The sequence below is a fragment of the Cupriavidus sp. 2TAF22 genome, from assembly GCF_052115045.1.
In the GTDB taxonomy this organism is placed as follows: Bacteria; Pseudomonadota; Gammaproteobacteria; order Burkholderiales; family Burkholderiaceae; genus Cupriavidus.
The window spans coordinates 136,206-154,942 of sequence record NZ_JBFRFX010000006.1; the positions used below are offsets into that span (position 1 = coordinate 136,206).

The following is an 18,737-nucleotide window of genomic DNA, read 5'->3' on the forward strand; positions in this document are numbered from 1 at the left end:
AATGGCCACCGTCCACACCAAGCTCGCGGGGATTCTGCTTCCGCAGGGCATCGACGCACGTGTCACGCCGCTTCTCATTGGGCGAGCGCTGCGCGGATTGTGCGACGGGTTCGTCGCGGTACTCTTGCCGGCGTACCTGCTGGGGCTCGGCTTTGGCCAGCTGGCTGTCGGGCTGATCAGCAGCGCCACGCTGATCGGCTCTGCCCTCGCTACGATTCTGGTCGGGCTCGTCGGCAGCCGTTTTCCACAACGTCGCTTGCTGAAACTGGCGGCAGTGCTGATGGCGGCGACCGGGGTGGGCTTTGCCGGCCTGTCCTCGCTCTGGCCGCTGTTGATCGTCGCTTTCATCGGCACGCTGAACCCGAGTTCCGGCGATGTCAGCGTGTTCCTGCCGCTGGAGCAGGCCCGGCTGGCAGAGGCGGCGATACCCGACGCGCGCACCGCGCTATACGCCCGCTACAGCCTTGTTGGCGCCTTCTCTGCTGCCATCGGCGCCCTGGCCGCAGCCCTGCCCGGCTGGATTTCCTTGCATGCCGGCCTGTCGCTTCTGGCTGCAATGCGCCTGATGTTCGGCATCTACGCCTTGACCGGCATTGCGCTCTGGGGCCTCTATGCGCGGCTGCCCGAAAGCCCCCCGCAGTCGGTCTCGGCAACAACGCCTCTGGGCCCGTCTCGTCGCATCGTCATTCGTCTGGCGATGCTGTTCAGCGTGGACGCGTTCGCGGGCGGGCTGGTGGTCAATGCATTGCTTTCACTTTGGCTGATGCAGCGCTTCGGGATGTCTCCCGGCGCGGCAGGGCAGTTCTTCTTCTGGGCTGGAATGTTGACAACGGCCTCGCAGTTCGCCGCGGTGCCACTGGCACGGAAGGTCGGTCTTCTGAACACGATGGTGTTCACACACATTCCTTCCAGCGTCTTCCTGATCGCCGCCGCATTCGCGCCGTCACTGACGATGACCCTGCTGCTATTGCTCGCGCGCAGTGCGCTGTCGCAAATGGACGTGCCGACCCGGACGGCGTACGTGATGGCCGTGGTGACGCCAGCCGAGCGCACTGCGGCCGCGAGCCTGACTGCGGTACCGAGGAGCCTGGCTGCCGCCATCAGCCCGGTGCTTGCCGGTGGCCTGATGGCAATGGGCTGGATAGGCGCGCCGTTGCTGGCCTGCGGCGTGCTGAAGATTGGCTATGACCTCGCCATCCTGGCCGCTTTCAGGCGTGTCAGGCCACTCGATTAGCGTACATGGGCGTTGATCCGGCCCGCCTCCTTCCAACGGTGACGCTGGCGTGGAGAATGCGAATGGCAAAAGTCCCGGATGCGCAGGCGAGCGTGTAGCAATGCGTGGGGCACGGGCATCACCAGTCACATCAAAATAGCTCCGTGACGGTCACCAGAAACAAAAAAGCCCTCTAGAAAGAGGGCCTTGGCTACTTTTCTCCACTTCTGGAGATATGTATCTCAGAACGGAATATCGTCGTCCATATCCTCGAAGCCGTTCGACGGGGCTGGCTGCGGACGACGCGCGCCGCCACCCTGACCGCCACCCTGGCCGCCGCCCTGGCCACCGGAGGCCTGGCCGCCGCGGGCGCCGTAGCCACCACCACCGCCACCGCCCGATTCGCGGCCACCGCTGTAGCCGCCGCCCATGTCGTCACCGCCACCGCCGCCGCCCATGCCCTGGCGCGAGCCCAGCATCTGCATCTGTTCGGCCACGATTTCGGTGCTGTACTTTTCCGCGCCCGCCTGGTCGGTCCACTTGCGCGTGCGGATGCGGCCTTCGATATAGACCTGCGAACCTTTCTTCAGGTACTGGCCGGCGATCTCGGCCAGCTTGCCGAAGAAGGCAATGCGGTGCCACTCGGTGGCTTCCTTCATCTCGCCGCTTTGCTTGTCCTTGTAGCGGTCGGTGGTCGCCAGGCGGATGTTGGTCACGGCGTCGCCGCTGGGCATGTAGCGGGTTTCGGGGTCCGCGCCCAGATTGCCGACGAGGATGACTTTGTTGATCGATGCCATGTGAATGTTCTCCCAGGACCACGCCCTCTGCTGCAAGCGGCGTGGCGATGCCTTGACTGATGCGCAAACAAATGCGCGTAAACGAATAACGCGCCCCCGGCCATAGAGTCGGGCGCGCGGTCATGCTAGTGCCAAACAGCGGCGAAAAGCTTTACGAAGTGATGCGACAAACCCTTTCGGACCTGCCTTCCCGCTGCCGCCTGCTTCAGGCAGCGACGGCCGGCGCACTACTTTTCCGGGCCGGGGGCGACTTCATGTTCCAGGCGATTATAAGCCAGAGCAGGAGCACGACCGCGCAACCGATGAACACCGCGCTGCGACCTTCGTGCTTGAGCAGCCAGCCGCCGACGGCGCCGCCGAGAAACAGGCCCATCGCCTGCGTGGTGTTGTACACGCCCAGCGCGGCCCCGCGCGCCGCGGCGGCGTACCGCGACACCAGCGAAGGCTGCATGGCTTCGAGCACGTTGAAGGCGACGAAAAACAGCAGCAGCACGCCAACGATGCCCCACAGGCCGTGCACCGCGGCGAACAGCAGTTGCACGGCAGTCATCAGGCCGACCGAGCACAGCAGCACGGGGCGCACCTTGCCATAGCGCTCGGCCGCCATCATGGGTCCGAGCATCAGGACGAAGGAAACCAGCACCACGGGCAGGTAGACCTTCCAGTGCTGGTCCAGCGGCATGCCGGCGCTGCTGAGCATGGCCGGCACCACCATGAACATGGCGACCTGGGACGCATGCAGGGCGAGCACGCCCACGTTGAGGCGGATCAGGTCGGGGTTGAGCAGCACGGCACGGAACGGCAAGCGCACCGGGTGCGGCGGCGGCGGCGCGGGCACCAGGAACAGCGTGACCAGGATGGCGACCACGCCGAGCACCGACATCAGCGTGAAGATGCCCGGCATGCCGATGCTGTGCAGCAGCGGCGAGGCGATCACCAGCGACAGCGCGAAGGTCAGGCCGATGCTGCCGCCGACCATGGCCATGGCCTTGGTGCGGTGCTGCTCGCGGGTCAGGTCGGCGATGCAGGCGGTGATGGCCGCGGAAATCGCGCCCATGCCTTGCAGCGAGCGGCCGACGATGATGCCGGTCAGCGTGTCCGACCCGGCCGCCACCAGGCCGCCGGCGACGAACAGCAGCAGCCCCGCCACCATCACCGGCTTGCGGCCGACGCGGTCGGACAGCCAGCCCAGCGGGATATGGAGGAAGGCCTGCATCAGGCCATAGATGCCCATGGCCAGGCCCACGCGCTGGGCGTCGTGCCCGTCGGGCAGCCCGGCGGCGTATTCGGCGAACACCGGCAGGATCAGGAACAGCCCGAGCATGCGCAGTGCGAAGATGCTGGCGAGCGAGATGCTGGCCCGCAGTTCCATGCGGGTCATGCGGTCGCGACCGGCGGCCTGGGGCCTGGCGCCATCGGCCTTGGAATCGTCGGCCTTGGCCGCATCTTGGGAGGAGCTATGGATCGACGACATTGCGATCGTGGGGAATTTCCGAGACTGGTTGCCGGACCGGCCCATGCAGCACGCCGGATGCGGTGCCGCGCTGCACCCCCGGAAGCCCCCGGATGGCACCCATCGCGGGACCCTCGGAGACACCCTCGGAGGCATCGCCACACAAGGACGGGCAACCCCGGAAACCGAAGTTCGGTATATTAACAGGTTTGCTTCGCCGCGCTTTGGGCGCCGCAACGGGCGCCGCGCGGCCCGGAGCGGGCTGCCAGAGCCGTGCCTGGCATGCTTTTTTCTTGGAAATTCCGTGAGACCGGCCTGTCGACCTGACTGGCGGCCCGCCTGGCGAAGACATTCGGTATATGGAAGAAATCAGAATCCGTGGTGCCCGTACCCACAACCTGAAGAACATCAATCTCGATCTGCCCCGCAACAAGCTGATCGTGATCACCGGGCTATCCGGTTCGGGCAAGTCATCGCTGGCCTTCGACACCTTGTATGCCGAGGGGCAACGGCGCTATGTGGAGTCGCTCTCGGCCTACGCGCGCCAGTTCCTGCAGCTGATGGAAAAGCCCGACGTGGACCTGATCGAAGGCCTGTCGCCGGCGATCGCCATCGAACAGAAGGCAACCAGCCACAACCCCCGCTCCACGGTGGGCACGGTCACCGAGATCCACGACTACCTGCGCCTGCTGTTCGCGCGCGCCGGCACCCCCTACTGCCCGGACCACAACCTGCCGCTGCAGGCACAGAGCGTGTCGCAGATGGTGGATGCCGCGCTGGCGCTGCCGGAAGACACCAAGCTGATGATCCTGGCGCCGGTGGTGGCCAATCGCAAGGGCGAGCACCTCGACCTGTTCGACACCATGCAGGCGCAGGGCTTCGTGCGTTTTCGCATCCGCTCGGGCGGCGGCACCACGCACGAGGCGCCGGCCGTGGTCTATGAAGTCGACGCGCTGCCCAAGCTGAAGAAAACCGAAAAGCATTCCATCGACGTGGTGGTGGACCGCGTCAAGGTACGCGCCGACATCAAGCAGCGCCTGGCGGAATCGTTCGAGACGGCGCTGCGCCTGGCCGACGGCCGCGCCATTGCGCTGGAGATCGACAGCGCGCACGAGCACGGCTTCAGCTCCAAGTTCGCCTGCCCGATCTGTTCCTACTCGCTGCAGGAGCTGGAGCCGCGCCTGTTCTCGTTCAACAACCCGATGGGCGCCTGCCCGAGCTGCGACGGGCTGGGCCAGATCACCTTCTTCGATCCCAAGCGGGTGGTGGCGTTTCCCAACCTGTCGCTGGCCTCGGGCGCGATCAAGGGCTGGGACCGGCGCAACCAGTTCTACTTCCAGATGCTGCAGAGCCTGGCCGCCTACTACGACTTCGAGCTGGATACGGCCTTCGAGGACCTGCCCGCCGAGGTGCAGGAGGTGGTGCTGCATGGCTCGGGCGACGTCGAGATCCCGTTCACCTACATGAACGAGCGCGGCCGCACCACGGTGCGCGAGCATGCCTTCGAGGGCATCATCCCCAATCTGGAGCGGCGCTACCGCGAGACCGACTCGGTCGCGGTGCGCGAGGAACTGGCCAAGTACCAGAACAACCAGGCCTGCCCCGCCTGCCACGGCACGCGGCTGCGCACCGAGGCGCGCCACGTCAAGCTGGGCGAGAACGACCAGGCGCGCGCCATCTTCGAGATCAACGGCTGGCCGCTGCGCGATGCGCTGACGTATTTCCTCACACTGGACATGCACGGCGCCAAGCGCGAGATCGCCGACAAGATCGTCAAGGAGATCACCGCGCGCCTGAATTTCCTCAACAACGTGGGGCTGGACTACCTCTCGCTCGAGCGCAGCGCGGACACGCTCTCGGGCGGCGAGGCGCAGCGCATCCGCCTGGCCTCGCAGATCGGCTCCGGCCTGACCGGCGTGATGTACGTGCTGGACGAGCCGTCGATCGGCCTGCACCAGCGCGACAACGACCGCCTGATCGGCACGCTCAAGCACCTGCGCGACATCGGTAATTCCGTGCTGGTGGTGGAGCACGACGAGGACATGATCCGCGCCTGCGACTACGTGGTCGACATCGGCCCGGGCGCCGGCGTGCACGGCGGCATGATCGTGGCCGAGGGCACGCCGGCCCAGATCGAGCAGTCGCCCAACTCGCTTACCGGCCAGTACATGTCCGGCGCGCGCCGCATCGAGGTGCCGGCCGAGCGTGCCGCGCCCGACGAGGAAAAGCTGCTGCGCATCATCAACGCCACCGGCAACAACCTGCGCAACGTCAGCGCGGAGATCCCGGTGGGCCTGCTGACCTGCGTCACGGGAGTATCCGGCTCGGGCAAGTCGACGCTGATCAACGACACGCTGTACCACGCGGTGGCGCGCCACCTGTACGGCTCCACGGCGGAGCCGGCGGCGCACGACCGCATCGACGGGCTGGAACACTTCGACAAGGTCATCAACGTCGACCAGAGCCCGATCGGGCGCACGCCGCGCTCCAACCCCGCCACCTACACGGGCCTGTTCACGCCGATCCGCGAGCTGTTCGCCGGCGTGCCGGCGGCCAAGGAGCGCGGCTACGATCCGGGCCGCTTCTCGTTCAACGTCAAGGGCGGGCGCTGCGAGGCCTGCCAGGGCGACGGCGTGCTCAAGGTGGAGATGCACTTCCTGCCCGACGTGTACGTGCCTTGCGATGTGTGCCACGGCAAGCGCTACAACCGCGAGACGCTGGAGGTGCTCTACAAGGGCAAGAGCATCCACGAGACGCTGGACATGACGGTGGAGCAGGCGCACGAGTTCTTCAACGCAGTGCCGGTGGTACGGCGCAAGCTCAAGACACTGCTCGACGTGGGCCTGGGCTACATCCGCCTGGGGCAGTCCGCCACCACGCTGTCGGGCGGCGAGGCGCAGCGCGTGAAACTCTCGCTGGAGCTGTCCAAGCGCGACACCGGGCGCACGCTCTACATCCTGGACGAGCCCACCACGGGCCTGCATTTCCACGACATCGAGCTGCTCCTCAAGGTCATCCACAAGCTGCGCGACCAGGGCAATACGGTGGTGATCATCGAGCACAACCTGGACGTGATCAAGACCGCGGACTGGCTGCTCGACATGGGCCCCGAGGGCGGCGCCGGCGGCGGCCAGGTGATCGCCAAGGGTACGCCGGAAACCGTGGCCGGCAGCCGCGCCAGCTTTACCGGCAAGTACCTCGCGCCGCTGCTCGCGCGCTGAGCGCGCATCGGCCTGGCCGGCGCGCCGCCGTGCGCGCCCCCGCGGCGGTGGCGCCTTGCATTCGACACCGCGCGGCCTACCATGGACTGCGGAAGATCCCGATTCGCTCGGGTCGATGCAGGAGCATGGCCATGGAACTCAGCGTAGTACCGGTCTCCAAGCCGGAGGCGACCAACTTCATCTTCGGCCAGTCGCACTTCATCAAGACCGTCGACGACATCCACGAGGCGCTGGTCGGCGCGGTGCCGGGCATCCGCTTCGGGCTGGCCTTCTGCGAAGCCTCGGGCAAGCGCCTGGTGCGCTGGTCCGGCAACGACGACGGGCTGATCGACCTGGCCTGCAGCAACGCCATGGCGATCGGCGCCGGGCACAGCTTCCTGCTGTTCCTGGGCGACGGCTTCTATCCCGTCAATGTGCTGGGCGCGGTGCGCGCGGTGCCCGAGGTCTGCAGGATCTACTGCGCCACGGCCAATTCCGTCGAGGTGGTGATCGCGCAGACCGCGCAAGGCCGCGCGGTACTGGGCGTGGTGGACGGCGAGCCGCCGCTCGGGCTGGAAACCGACGCCGACATCGCCTGGCGGCGCGACCTGTTGCGCCAGATCGGCTACAAGCTCTGACATCCCGCGCCCGCCGGGCGCGGGCCGCGCCTCAGTGCGCCTGGGCGGACGGCACTGCCCGCACCGGCGGCTCGCCGTCGTCCTCCTTCATGCGGCTGCGGTTGAGCACGCCCGCCTCTTCCAGCACCGGGTAGGCCGTGGCGCAGAACAGCGAGTTCAGGCGCTTGAGGTCACTGATCACGTCGAGGTGCAGCGAGCTGGTCTCGATGCTCTCCGCGGTCTGCACGGCGATGCGCTGCAGGTGGGTGCGCGCGTACTGGCGCTCCAGGTCGCGGAAGGTGGCCTTCTCGGCCATCAGTTGCTGCGCGCTCCTGAGGTCGCCGGAGAGGAAGACCGACAAGCCCAGGCGCAGGTTCGCCACCACGCGCGCATGCATCTGCGCGATTTCCTGCATGCCTGCCTCCGAGAAGGCCAGGTTGTGGGCGATCTTCTTGTCGCGCGCATCCAGCAGGATGCGCTCGATGATGTCGCCGGCATGCTCGAGGTTGATGGTGAGCGAGATGATTTCGGTCCAGCGCCGGCCGTCGCGCTCGTCGAGGGCCTCCAGGCTGATCTGGGTCAGGTAGAGCTTGATGGCGGTGTAGAGGTCGTCCACCTCGTCGTCGATGCGGCAGGTGGCGGCGGCCAGCTTGGCATCGTTGTTGCGCAGCACCCGCAGCATGTTGTCGAGCATCTGCTCGATGCGGTCGCCGATGCGCAGCACTTCGCGCGCGGCGTTGGACAGCGCCAGCGCGGGCGTGGACAGCGCGGCCAGGTCCAGGTGGCGCGGCGTGACCTGGCTGTCGCCGGTATTGCGGCCCGGCAGCACCGCCTCGCACAGGCGCGCCAGCGGGCCGGTGGCGCCCAGCAGCAACACCGCCAGCGCCACGTTGAACAGCAGGTGGAAGTTCACCACCAGCCGCTGCGGGTCGGCATCGAACAGCGCGAGCAGGCTCTCGGCCTGCCCCAGCAGGGGCAGCGCGACCACGCAGCCAAGCAGGCGCGACAGCAGGTTGCCCAGCGTGACGCGCTTGCCGGGCTGGTTGTTGCCCGAGGTGGTGAGTAGCGCCGAGATCCCGGAGCCGAGGTTGGCGCCCAGCACCAGGGCCAGCGCCACGTGCAGCGAAACCACGCCGGCCGAGGCCAGCGCGCCGCAGAACAGCACCACTGCCAGGCTCGAGTAGCACAGGATGGTGAGGAAGGCGCCGATCAGCATGTCGAGCGTCGGATCGCCCGTCAGCGTGCCGAACAGCACCTTGACGCCGGCTGCCTGCACCACCGGGCGCGTGGCGATGGAGATCAGCTCGAGCGCCAGCGTGATCAGCCCCAGGCCGATCAGCACGCGGCCGACGTGGCCGGGCTTGTTGCCCTTCCAGGACAGGTGCAGGATCACCCCGACGAAGATCAGCAGCGGCGACAGCCACGACAGGTCCAGCGAGAACACCTGCACCATGATCGCGGTGCCCACGTTGGCGCCCAGCATGATGGCCAGCGCCGGTGCCACGGCAATCAGGCCCTGGCCGACAAAGGAACTGACGATCACCGCGGTGGCATTGCTGCTCTGCACCAGGCCGGTCACGCCGAGCCCGGCGGCAAAGGCCGAGAGGCGGTTGGAGATACTGGAGGAAAGCACGTGGCGCAGGTTGGCGCCGTACACGCGCAAGATGCCCACCTTGACGATGTTGGTGCCCCAAACCAGCAGCGCCACGCCGGAAAGCAAATGAAGTAAAACGCCCATGGTCCACCCTTCTGTGACCGGTGCCGCCGTTGCGATGGCAGGTGCCGGAGCCCGGCATGAAGGCTGAGGCAAATGCCGGCCGCAAGTTGCCGCCCGGTCATCGTATCGTTGTTGTCAATGGGGCATTATGCGCCCGCATGCATGTGCGGGCAACGCCATGGGGATGGCGCGTGGAACTGCGCAACAGTGCCGGCAGTCCGGGCGGCAGCGGGGCCGCGCGGACACCGGGCGTCCGGGCTGTTCGGGCGTCCGGATGCCCGGGCGTCCGGGCCTATAGCGCGACCTTGATGCCGAGCACCACGAAGATCGCGCCGGCAACGCGGTCAAGCCAGCGGCCGGCGCGCGGACGGTGCTTGAGCCAGTCGCCCAGCACACCCGCGAACAGCCCGAACAGCGAGAACACCACCGCCGTCTGCAGCATGAAGACCACGCCCAGCACCAGCATCTGCCAGCCCGGGTGGGCGGCATCGGCGCGCACGAACTGCGGCAGGAACACCAGGAAGAACAGCGTCACCTTGGGGTTCATCAGGTTGGCCAGCACGCTCTGGCGGAACACCGTGGACAGCGGCACCTCCGGCGTGTCGGCGGCCTTGCCCAGCGCCCCGCGCGAGCGCAGCGCCTGGATGCCGATCCAGATCAGGTAGGCGGCCCCCGCGAACTTGATGCACTGGAAGGCCAGCGGCGAGGAACGCAGCACGGCCGCCAGCCCCACGGCTGCCACCACGGTGTGGAAGAGACAACCGAAAGCAAAGCCCAGCGCCGCCGCCACGCCGGCGCGGCGCCCCTGCGCCATGCCGCGCGCCAGCACTTGCAGGTTGTCGGGCCCGGGAGCCAGGGTGATGGCCACCGAGGTGACGAGGAACAGCATGAGATCCGGCATGGAACAGGCTCCGGTGGTCTATCCAGGTGAGCGCGCGGCGCGCCTCAATGGCCGTCGAAGCGGCACACCGTGAACAGCGGCAGCCCGCTGTCGAGCAGATGGCGCGAACCGCCCAGCTCCGGCAGGTCGACGATGGCGGCGCCCTCCACCACCGTGGCGCCCAGGCGCTCGAGCAGCTTGCGCCCGGCCATCATGGTGCCGCCGGTGGCGATCAGGTCGTCGATCAGCAGCACGCGGTCGCCGGCCTTGCAGGCGTCGGCGTGGATCTCGACGGTGGCGCTGCCGTATTCCAGCTCGTATTCCTCGGACACGGTCTGGAAGGGCAGCTTGCCCTTCTTGCGGATCGGCACGAAGCCGAGGTTGAGCTCGTAGGCCACGATGGCGCCGAGAATGAAGCCGCGCGCGTCGATGCCGGCGACCAGGTCCAGGCGGGCGTCCATATAGCGGTGGACGAAGACGTCGATCAGCACGCGCAGGGTCTTGGGATCCTGCAGCAGAGGCGTGATATCGCGGAACATCACGCCGGGCTGCGGCCAGTCGGGCACGGTGCGGATGCGCTCGCGCAGGTAGTCGGTGACGTGGCCGAGGGCGGACGACTGGATAGTGGTATTGGGCATGGGAACTCGTTCTGACAGCCTGCCGCCGTGGCAGGCCGGATGCGGTAATGGGCTACCACCCGGGCTGCCGCGAACGGCAACACAATGGGCTGGTACCAGGGGGGCCGGGCGCGCAGGCTTGCGCGCCGTTCCGCCGGGCACCCGTAACCATACAGGAGACCGCGATGGCAAAAAAGATCTTGATGCTGGTTGGCGACTACGCCGAGGACTACGAAACCATGGTGCCTTTCCAGGCACTCCAGATGGTGGGCCATACGGTCCATGCGGTCTGCCCGGACAAGAAGGCCGGCGCCAGCTGCGCGACCGCCATCCACGATTTCGAGGGCGACCAGACCTATAGCGAGAAGCGCGGCCACAACTTCACGCTGAACGCGACCTTCGCCGAGGTCGACCCCGTCGCCTACGATGCGCTGGTCATCCCGGGCGGGCGCGCGCCGGAGTATCTGCGCCTGAACGACCGTGTGCTGGAGATCGTGCGCCACTTCGCCAGCGCCAACAAGCCGATCGCCGCGGTCTGCCACGGCGCCCAGCTGCTGGCCGCGGCCGGCGTGCTGGAGGGCCGCACCTGCTCGGCCTACCCGGCCTGCGCGCCCGAGGTGCGCCTGGCTGGCGGCAAATACGCCGACATCCCCGTGGACCAGGCCCACACCGACGGCAACCTGGTGACCGCGCCCGCATGGCCTGCGCATCCGGCCTGGCTGGCGCAGTTCCTTGCGGTGCTGGGCACCCGGATCGTACAGTAGAGGCTGCCGAAACGCGGCCCGCCCTTTGCGCCGGGCCGCGCCGAACCGGAGTCCCCCATGTGCGAAATCTTTATCCGGGCCAACCCGGAGTCGTACCTCTGCCAGTCGCGCTCGCTGCGCCTGCACGGCGTGGCCACCAGCATCCGGCTGGAAAGCCTGTTCTGGGAAGTCCTGGAAACGCTGGCCGGGCGCGACGGCATGAGCGTGGGCCAGCTCATCACGCGGCTGCACGACGAACTGGCCGCCTACCGCGGCGAGGCGGCGAATTTCACCTCCTTCCTGCGCGTGTGCTGCCTGCGGTACCTGATGCTGCAGGCAGAGGGCCGCATCCCGGCCGATCCGAGCATCCCGATCCGCTCGCTCGACGCGCGCTCCGTGCTCGAAGGCCTGCCGCCGTCATGGGCCGACAGCGTGGAAGGATCGAAAACCGCCAGCCGCGTGGCGGCATAGCGCCACAGCCGTGCCTTGCCGGGCGCTTGCGGGGCGTGCTTGCAGGCCGTCCTTGCGGGCCGTGCGCCCTTCAGCCCGTCAGCATGCGTTTTTCCGCCGCCTCCAGCGCCTCCGGCTGCCCGCGCAACACCACCACGTCGCCCGGCTCCAGCACGGTTTCCGGCTGGGGGTCGAAGGCGCGGATACCGCGCCGGCGCACTGCCGTCACCTCCACCCCGATGCGTTCCAGCCCCAGCGCGCCGAGGCTGCGCCCGAGCGCAGTGGCGTCGGGGCCGAGCGAGACCGAATGCAGGCGCACCGAGTCGCGCTCGACCATATCCTCTTCGTCGTCGCGCCCGTGAAAGTATCCGCGCAGCAGGCTGTAGCGCGCGTCGCGCGCCTGCTGCACGCCGCGCACCACGCGGCGCATCGGCACGCCGAGCAGCACCAGCGCGTGCGAGGCCAGCATCAGGCTGCCTTCGATGATCTCCGGCACCACCTCGGTGGCGCCGGCCTTCTGCAGGATGTCGAGTTCCGAGTCGTCCACGGTGCGCACGATCACCGGCAGGGCCGGCGCGAGCTCCTGCACGTGGTGCAGCACCTTGAGGGCGGAAGGTGTGTTGGCGTAAGTGATGATCATGGCGGCGGCCCGGTGCAGCCCGGCGGCGATCAGCGCCTCGCGCCGGCCGGCGTCGCCGTACACCACGGTGTCGCCGGCGCCCGCGGCCTCGCGTACGCGGTCGGGGTCCAGATCGAGCGCGACATAGGTGATGCCCTCGCGCTCGAGCATGTGGGCGAGGTTCTGCCCGCTGCGGCCGAAGCCGCAGATGATGGCGTGCTTTTCCGTCTGCAGGCTCTGCGCGGCGATGCGCGTCATGTTGAGCGACTGCATGAGCCATTCATTGGCGGCGAAGCGCAGCACGATGGCATCGCTGTACTGGATCAGGAAGGGCGCGGCCAGCATCGAGAGCAGCATCGAGGCCAGGATGACCTGGATCAGCACCGGATCGACCAGGTTCAGCCCGTCGATCTGGTTGAGCAGCACGAAGCCGAACTCGCCCGCCTGCGCCAGGCCCAGGCCGGTGCGGATCGCCACGCCCTGGCGCGAGCCGAACGCGCGTGCCAGGCCGGAGATCAGCAGCAGCTTGAAGAGGATCGGCACCGCCAGCAGCCCCAGCACCAGCCACAGGTGGTCCAGCACCACGTGGATATTGAGCAACATGCCGATGGTGACGAAGAACAGCCCGAGCAGTACGTCGCGGAAGGGCTTGATGTCTTCTTCCACCTGGTGGCGGTAGGGCGTCTCGGAGATCAGCATGCCGGCCATGAAGGCGCCCAGCGCCATCGACAGCCCGAGCCGCTCGGTCAGCGCCGCCATGCCGAGCGTGACCAGGAGCAGGTTGAGCATGAACAGTTCCTGCGAGCGGCGCGCGGCCACCACGTGGAACCAACGGCTCATCACTTTCTGCCCGACGAAGAAGATCAGGCTCAGGGCCACCGCGATCTTCAGCGTGGCCAGCGCCAGCGCCATGGCCATGTCGCCGGGATCGCGCGACAGCGCGGGGATCACGATCAGCAGCGGCACCACCGCCAGATCCTGGAACAGCAGGATGCTGATGATGTTGCGCCCGTGCTCGCTTTCCAGCTCCAGGCGCTCCGAGAGCATCTTGGACACGATTGCGGTGGACGACATCGCCAGCGCCCCGCCGAGCGCCACCGAAGCCTGCCAGGTCATCGGGAACGCCCAGTTGAACAGCCAGCTCGCCGGCACCACCACGAGCATCGACAGCACCACCTGCGAGCCGCCCAGCCCGAACACCTGGCGCTTCATGGCCTTGAGCTTGCTCAGGCTGAACTCCAGCCCGATCGAGAACATCAGGAAGACCACGCCGAATTCGGCCAGGTACTTGGTCTGCGCGGTATCGCTGGCCAGGCCTAGCGCGTGAGGACCGATCAGGATGCCGACCGCCAGGTATCCCAGCATCGGCGGCAGCTGCAGCATGCGGAATGCGACCACGCCGAACACGGCGGCGGCCAGCAACACGAGAGTCAGGTCCAGCGGAGAGTGCATCGACAAGGGCCTGGTACGCCGCCCCGGGACAGGGCCACGCCCGGCGCGGGCGACCCTGCCGGCGGATTACGGCAAGCGCGGCGGCCGCCTTTGCTGCCCGATCCCCGGAACAGGCAAGGCGCCATCGCATTCGTTGGTATACTTCGTCGCCATGATAGCTAATTTCAATGCGGATCGAGCACTTCGGCTTGCTCGCGAGACCCTCCAGATCGAAGCAGACGCCGTTGCCGCCCTTGCGGGCCGCCTGGACGGCGAATTCGCGCATGCCGTGCAGCTCACGCTGGAGTGCAGCGGCCGCGTGGTGGTGTCGGGCATCGGCAAGTCCGGGCATATCGGCCGCAAGGTGGCCGCTACGCTGGCGTCGACCGGCACGCCCTCGTTCTTCGTGCATCCTGCCGAGGCCAGCCACGGCGACCTCGGCATGGTCACGCGCGACGACGTGCTGATCGCCTTCTCCAATTCCGGCGAGACCGCCGAGCTGCTGTCGATCCTGCCGATCGTCAAGCGCATCGGCGCCAAGCTGATCTCGGTGACCGGCAATCCCGGCTCCACGCTGGCCAAGATGGCCGACGCCCACCTCAATGCCGGCGTCGAGAAGGAAGCTTGCCCGCTCAACCTGGCGCCGACCGCCAGCACCACCGCCGCGCTGGCGATGGGCGACGCGCTGGCGGTGGCGGTGCTCGACGCGCGCGGCTTCGGCGAGGAAGACTTCGCCCGCTCGCACCCGGGCGGCGCGCTCGGGCGCAAGCTCCTGACCCATGTGCGCGATGTCATGCGCAGCGGCAACGCGGTGCCCAAGGTGCGCGAAAGCACACCGCTGGCACAGGCGCTGATGGAAATCACGCGCAAGGGCATGGCCATGACCGCCGTGGTGGATCCGGACGATCACCTGATCGGCGTGTTCACCGACGGCGACCTGCGCCGCCTGCTGGAGACCCCCCGCGACTGGAAGACGGTGCCGATCAGCGAGGTCATGCACCGCGCGCCACACGCCGTGGGCCCGGACCAGCTGGCCGTGGAAGCGGTGCAGGTGATGGAGGCGAACCGCATCAACCAGATGCTGGTGGTCGACGCCGAGCACCGCCTGGTCGGCGCGCTGCATATCCACGACCTGACCCGCGCCAAGGTCATCTGAGGGCGGCCACAGCATATGCGGGATCTCCTGTCCTCCGTGAGCCGGCTCGGAATGCGGCTGCTGCCACTGCTGCTGATGGCGCTGGTGGCGGGCAGCACTTTCTGGCTGGTGCAGGTCAACTCGCCGCGCGAAGCCGCCACCGGCCCGGTCGGCAAGAAGCACGAGCCGGATTACTACATGATCCATTTTTCCGCCACGGAGCTTGCCGAGGACGGAAACACCAAGATGCGCTTCACCGGCGACAAGATGACCCACTTCGAGGACGACCAGACCTACGAAGTGACGCGCCCGGCCATGCGCGCCTATGAGATTGACCGCCCGCCGGTGACCGGCCACTCCGACCGCGGCACCATGAATGCCGAGGGCTCGGTGGTGGACCTGTTCGGCAACGCGCTGATCGTGCGCGCGCAGGGGCCCGATCCCGCCAAGGATCCGCAGATGACCGCTGCGTCCGAGTACTTCCAGGTGCTGGTCAACGACGACATCGTCAAGACCGACAAGGCCGTCAAGCTCACGCGCGGCCCGTCGGTGATGACCGCCAACGGCCTGATCTTCAACAACGTCACCCGCGAAGTACAATTGCTGGGTAACGTACACGGCACCATCATTACGGGGCCGCCGGCCAGCGCCGCGAAGCAGCCCTGACGAAGCCTGACGCGCCGCGCCCGGAAACAGCCAAGAAACGAAGCCGCCCGCGGGCCAGAGCCGCCCGCGCCAACCGCCACCACGCCAATATGAATCCATTCCTGACGACATCGTCCTGTCGCCGTCGCAGCACGGCTGCCCTGCTGACGCTGGCAGCCATGCTCGGCCTTGCGCTGGCCGCGCCCGCCCGCGCCGAGAAGGCCGACCGCGACAAGCCACTGGTGCTGGAGGCGGACAATGCCAGCTACGACGACGTCAAGCAGGTGTACGTACTGACCGGCAACGTGGTGCTGACCAAGGGCACCATGGTGCTGAAGTCCGATGCGGCCGAAGTGCGCACCGACCCCGAGGGCTACCAGTACGCCGTGGCCACCTCGAAGGCAGGCAAGCAGGCCTATATCCGCCAGAAGCGCGACAACGTCGACGAATACATCGACGGCTGGGGCGACCGCATCGAGTCCGACGGCAAGCAGGAAATCTCCAAGCTGATCGGCCGCGCCCGCATGGCGCGCCTGGCCGGCGCCAAGCTGGTCGACGAGATCCGCGGTGCCGTGATCACCTACGACAGCCGCAACGAGTTCTACACGGCCACCGGCGGCGCCGAGAACGCCACGGCAGGCAGCCCGTCCGGACGCGTGCGCGCGGTGCTCTCGCCGCGCCAGGAGCAGCCCGCCAGCGGCGCCGCCGCCAGTCCGCTGCCGCTCAAGCCGGCCCCTGCCCCCGCCAACCCCTGACGCCGGCGCGCAGCAGCGCCGCCCGATCCACGGATTCAGCCTTCATGACCGCTACCCAAACCGAACCGTCCCAGCCCAACGTCCTGACCGAGAGCAGCACCCTGGTCGTGCGCCACCTGAAGAAGCGCTACGGCTCGCGCACGGTGGTCAAGGACGTGTCGCTCGACGTGAAGAGCGGCGAGGTGGTCGGGCTGCTGGGTCCCAACGGCGCGGGCAAGACCACTTCGTTCTACATGATCGTCGGGCTGGTGGCGCTGGACGAAGGCGACATCGTGCTCGACGACAAGCACATCAGCGGCCTCGCCATCCACGAGCGCGCGCGCATGGGCCTGTCCTACCTGCCGCAGGAAGCCTCGGTGTTCCGCAAGCTCAACGTGCAGGAGAACATCCGCGCCGTGCTCGAGTTGCAGGTGCACGACGGCAAGCCGCTGTCCAAGGCGGATATCGAGCGACGCCTGGACTCGCTGCTCGACGACCTGCAGATCGCCCACCTGCGCGAGAATCCGGCGCTGTCGCTGTCCGGTGGCGAGCGCCGCCGCGTGGAAATCGCCCGTGCGCTGGCTTCCGCGCCGCGCTTCATCCTGCTCGACGAACCGTTCGCCGGCGTGGACCCGATCGCGGTGGGCGAAATCCAGCGCATCGTCAGCTTCCTCAAGGCACGCAACATCGGCGTGCTCATCACGGACCACAACGTGCGCGAGACGCTTGGCATCTGCGACCACGCGTATATCATCAGCGAAGGCACCGTGCTGGCGTCAGGCCAGCCCGAAGACATCATTGCCAACGAATCGGTGCGCAAGGTCTACCTGGGCGAGAACTTCCGCATGTAACGCGGGGCGCGGCCTACTGCCGCGCAGCCGGGATATTCGCGGCCAGGCGGCGTTCATGTCGCCTTTCATCCTGCAAACGATCACGGCGGCATCAGCGATAGCAATTTCCGTTCCAACGGCATGGAAGTTGCGCATAAAATAGGTCGCATGAAACCGTCGCTACAGCTCCGCCTCTCGCAGCATCTCGCGCTTACGCCGCAACTCCAGCAGTCGATCCGGCTGCTGCAACTGTCCACGCTCGAACTGCAGCAGGAAGTTGAGCAAGCGCTCACCGAGAACCCCCTGCTCGAACGCGAAAACGACTGGATCGAAAGCCCGCTGCGCGTGGGTGCCGATGGCTCCGTCAACCTGCAGAGCGCGCCCGCGCCTGCGCCCGCCGATGGCCAGGGCACCAGCGAGAACCGCCCCGACGGCGCCGCCGATGGCGACGACAACTACGCCGACAGCGGCGAGGATTACGGCAGCGACTGGAGCCTCGACGACTTTGCCCGCCGCCCGCAGGGCGACGAGGACGAAAAGACGCCGATGCAGCTGCGTGACGCCGAGCCGACGCTGCGCGAGCACCTGATGGAGCAACTCGCGCCGCTGAAGATTTCCATGCGCGACAAAGGGCTCGCGATCTTCCTGGTCGAGTCGCTGGACGACGACGGATACCTTAGCGCTTCGCTCGAGGAGATCTGCGCCGAACTGCCCGAGGAACTCGAGTTCGAGATCGACGAGGTACACGCCGTCCTGACCCTGCTGCAGAGCTTCGACCCGGCCGGCGTAGGTGCGCGCAACGCCGCCGAATGCCTGGCGCTGCAACTGCGCCGGCTCACCCATCCGCAGCGCGAACTGGCCCTGACCATCGTCACCAGCCACCTGGAGCTGCTCGCGGTGCGCGACTACACGCGCCTGAAGAAAGCGCTGCAGGTCGACGAGGCCGACCTCAAGGCCGCGCACGAACTGATCCGCTCGCTCGCCCCGTATCCCGGCCATGCCTATAGCCGCCCCGAGGCGGATTTCGTGGTGCCGGATGTTTTCGTGCGAAAAATGAGCGGCGGCTGGATCGCGCAACTCAATCCGGATGTGATGCCGCGGCTACGCATCAACGATATGTACGCGCAGATTTTGCGCGGTGCAAAAGGCGATTCAGGGGCTGCCGGACTGCAGCAAAAATTGCAGGAAGCACGCTGGTTGATCAAGAATATCCAGCAGCGCTTCGACACCATATTGCGCGTCGCACAAGCGATTGTCGAACGTCAAAAGAACTTCTTCACCCACGGGGAAATTGCGATGCGCCCCTTGGTTTTGCGGGAGATTGCCGATACACTGGGTCTACACGAGTCCACCATCTCTCGGGTGACAACCAATAAATACATGGCAACGCCGATGGGGACTTTCGAGCTGAAGTATTTCTTCGGCAGTCACGTATCCACAGAAACCGGCGGCGCGGCCTCTTCAACGGCAATTCGAGCGTTGATCAAGCAACTCATAGGAGCCGAAGATCCCAGGAATCCCCTGTCGGATAGCAGGATCGCCGAACTGCTCGGCGAGCAAGGCTTCGTGGTGGCGCGCCGTACCGTCGCCAAGTACCGCGAGGCGCTGAAAATCCCTGCCGTAAATCTCCGCAAGTCTTTGTAGCCGAGTTGCATC

The 18,737-nt window shown here is 67.1% G+C and carries 16 protein-coding genes; 10 read left to right on the plus strand and 6 right to left on the minus strand.

Going from position 1 to position 18,737, the window contains the following annotated elements; translation table 11 throughout:
* The first annotated feature begins 1 nt into the window (after window position 1).
* Entirely contained in the window at window positions 2-1,234 is a 1,233-nt protein-coding gene (locus tag AB4Z48_RS09635) for an MFS transporter (RefSeq protein ID WP_441613696.1), read from the plus strand.
* Between the two features lie 221 nt (window positions 1,235-1,455).
* On the opposite strand, the gene AB4Z48_RS09640 is transcribed toward AB4Z48_RS09635, so the two are convergent.
* A complete protein-coding gene (locus tag AB4Z48_RS09640; RefSeq protein ID WP_441613697.1) occupies window positions 1,456-2,010 on the minus strand; it encodes a single-stranded DNA-binding protein in 555 nt (184 codons plus the stop codon).
* 205 nt (window positions 2,011-2,215) lie between these two features.
* Entirely contained in the window at window positions 2,216-3,484 is a 1,269-nt protein-coding gene (locus tag AB4Z48_RS09645) for an MFS transporter (protein ID WP_441613698.1), read from the minus strand.
* Between the two features lie 338 nt (window positions 3,485-3,822).
* Between AB4Z48_RS09645 and uvrA the strand changes: the two genes are divergently transcribed.
* Both uvrA and AB4Z48_RS09655 read left to right on the plus strand, forming a co-directional pair.
* Entirely contained in the window at window positions 3,823-6,684 is a 2,862-nt protein-coding gene (gene uvrA / locus AB4Z48_RS09650; RefSeq protein WP_441613699.1) for an excinuclease ABC subunit UvrA, read from the plus strand.
* Window positions 6,685-6,815: 131 nt separating this feature from the next.
* Window positions 6,816-7,301: an adenosine-specific kinase gene (locus AB4Z48_RS09655; protein ID WP_441613700.1), complete on the plus strand. Its 486-nt coding sequence runs from the start codon at window positions 6,816-6,818 to the stop codon at window positions 7,299-7,301.
* A gap of 31 nt (window positions 7,302-7,332) precedes the next feature.
* Here the strand turns inward: AB4Z48_RS09655 and AB4Z48_RS09660 are convergent, their stop codons facing one another.
* The 3 genes from AB4Z48_RS09660 to AB4Z48_RS09670 form a co-directional block, all read right to left on the minus strand.
* Window positions 7,333-9,018, minus strand: a complete 1,686-nt coding sequence (locus AB4Z48_RS09660; RefSeq protein ID WP_441613701.1) for a Na/Pi cotransporter family protein — start codon at window positions 9,016-9,018, stop codon at window positions 7,333-7,335.
* 271 nt (window positions 9,019-9,289) lie between these two features.
* A complete protein-coding gene (locus AB4Z48_RS09665) occupies window positions 9,290-9,898 on the minus strand; it encodes a LysE family translocator (RefSeq protein WP_441613702.1) in 609 nt (202 codons plus the stop codon).
* Between the two features lie 44 nt (window positions 9,899-9,942).
* A complete protein-coding gene (locus tag AB4Z48_RS09670; RefSeq protein WP_441613703.1) occupies window positions 9,943-10,515 on the minus strand; it encodes an adenine phosphoribosyltransferase in 573 nt (190 codons plus the stop codon).
* Between the two features lie 164 nt (window positions 10,516-10,679).
* Between AB4Z48_RS09670 and AB4Z48_RS09675 the strand changes: the two genes are divergently transcribed.
* Window positions 10,680-11,258 (plus strand): DJ-1/PfpI family protein, encoded by a 579-nt coding sequence (locus AB4Z48_RS09675; RefSeq protein ID WP_441613704.1) that lies wholly within the window; start codon window positions 10,680-10,682, stop codon window positions 11,256-11,258.
* 57 nt (window positions 11,259-11,315) lie between these two features.
* Complete coding sequence (locus AB4Z48_RS09680; RefSeq protein WP_441613705.1) at window positions 11,316-11,708, plus strand: ribbon-helix-helix domain-containing protein; 393 nt, start codon at window positions 11,316-11,318, stop codon at window positions 11,706-11,708.
* Between the two features lie 70 nt (window positions 11,709-11,778).
* Here AB4Z48_RS09680 and AB4Z48_RS09685 read toward each other — a convergent pair whose 3' ends face one another.
* Complete coding sequence (locus tag AB4Z48_RS09685; protein WP_441613706.1) at window positions 11,779-13,758, minus strand: monovalent cation:proton antiporter-2 (CPA2) family protein; 1,980 nt, start codon at window positions 13,756-13,758, stop codon at window positions 11,779-11,781.
* Between the two features lie 151 nt (window positions 13,759-13,909).
* Here AB4Z48_RS09685 and AB4Z48_RS09690 point away from each other — a divergent pair, with 151 nt between their 5' ends.
* The 5 genes from AB4Z48_RS09690 to AB4Z48_RS09710 all read left to right on the plus strand — a co-directional run bounded on the left by AB4Z48_RS09690 (window position 13,910) and on the right by AB4Z48_RS09710 (window position 18,725).
* A complete protein-coding gene (locus AB4Z48_RS09690) occupies window positions 13,910-14,893 on the plus strand; it encodes a KpsF/GutQ family sugar-phosphate isomerase (protein ID WP_441613707.1) in 984 nt (327 codons plus the stop codon).
* 15 nt (window positions 14,894-14,908) lie between these two features.
* Window positions 14,909-15,538, plus strand: a complete 630-nt coding sequence (gene lptC, locus AB4Z48_RS09695) for an LPS export ABC transporter periplasmic protein LptC (protein WP_441613708.1) — start codon at window positions 14,909-14,911, stop codon at window positions 15,536-15,538.
* Window positions 15,539-15,627: 89 nt separating this feature from the next.
* Complete coding sequence (gene lptA, locus AB4Z48_RS09700; RefSeq protein ID WP_441613709.1) at window positions 15,628-16,272, plus strand: lipopolysaccharide transport periplasmic protein LptA; 645 nt, start codon at window positions 15,628-15,630, stop codon at window positions 16,270-16,272.
* Window positions 16,273-16,316: 44 nt separating this feature from the next.
* Window positions 16,317-17,102, plus strand: a complete 786-nt coding sequence (lptB, locus tag AB4Z48_RS09705; RefSeq protein WP_441613710.1) for an LPS export ABC transporter ATP-binding protein — start codon at window positions 16,317-16,319, stop codon at window positions 17,100-17,102.
* A 147-nt stretch (window positions 17,103-17,249) separates the two neighbouring features.
* On the plus strand, window positions 17,250-18,725 hold the full coding sequence (locus tag AB4Z48_RS09710; RefSeq protein WP_441613711.1) for an RNA polymerase factor sigma-54: 1,476 nt from the start codon (window positions 17,250-17,252) through the stop codon (window positions 18,723-18,725).
* Window positions 18,726-18,737: the final 12 nt, after the last annotated feature.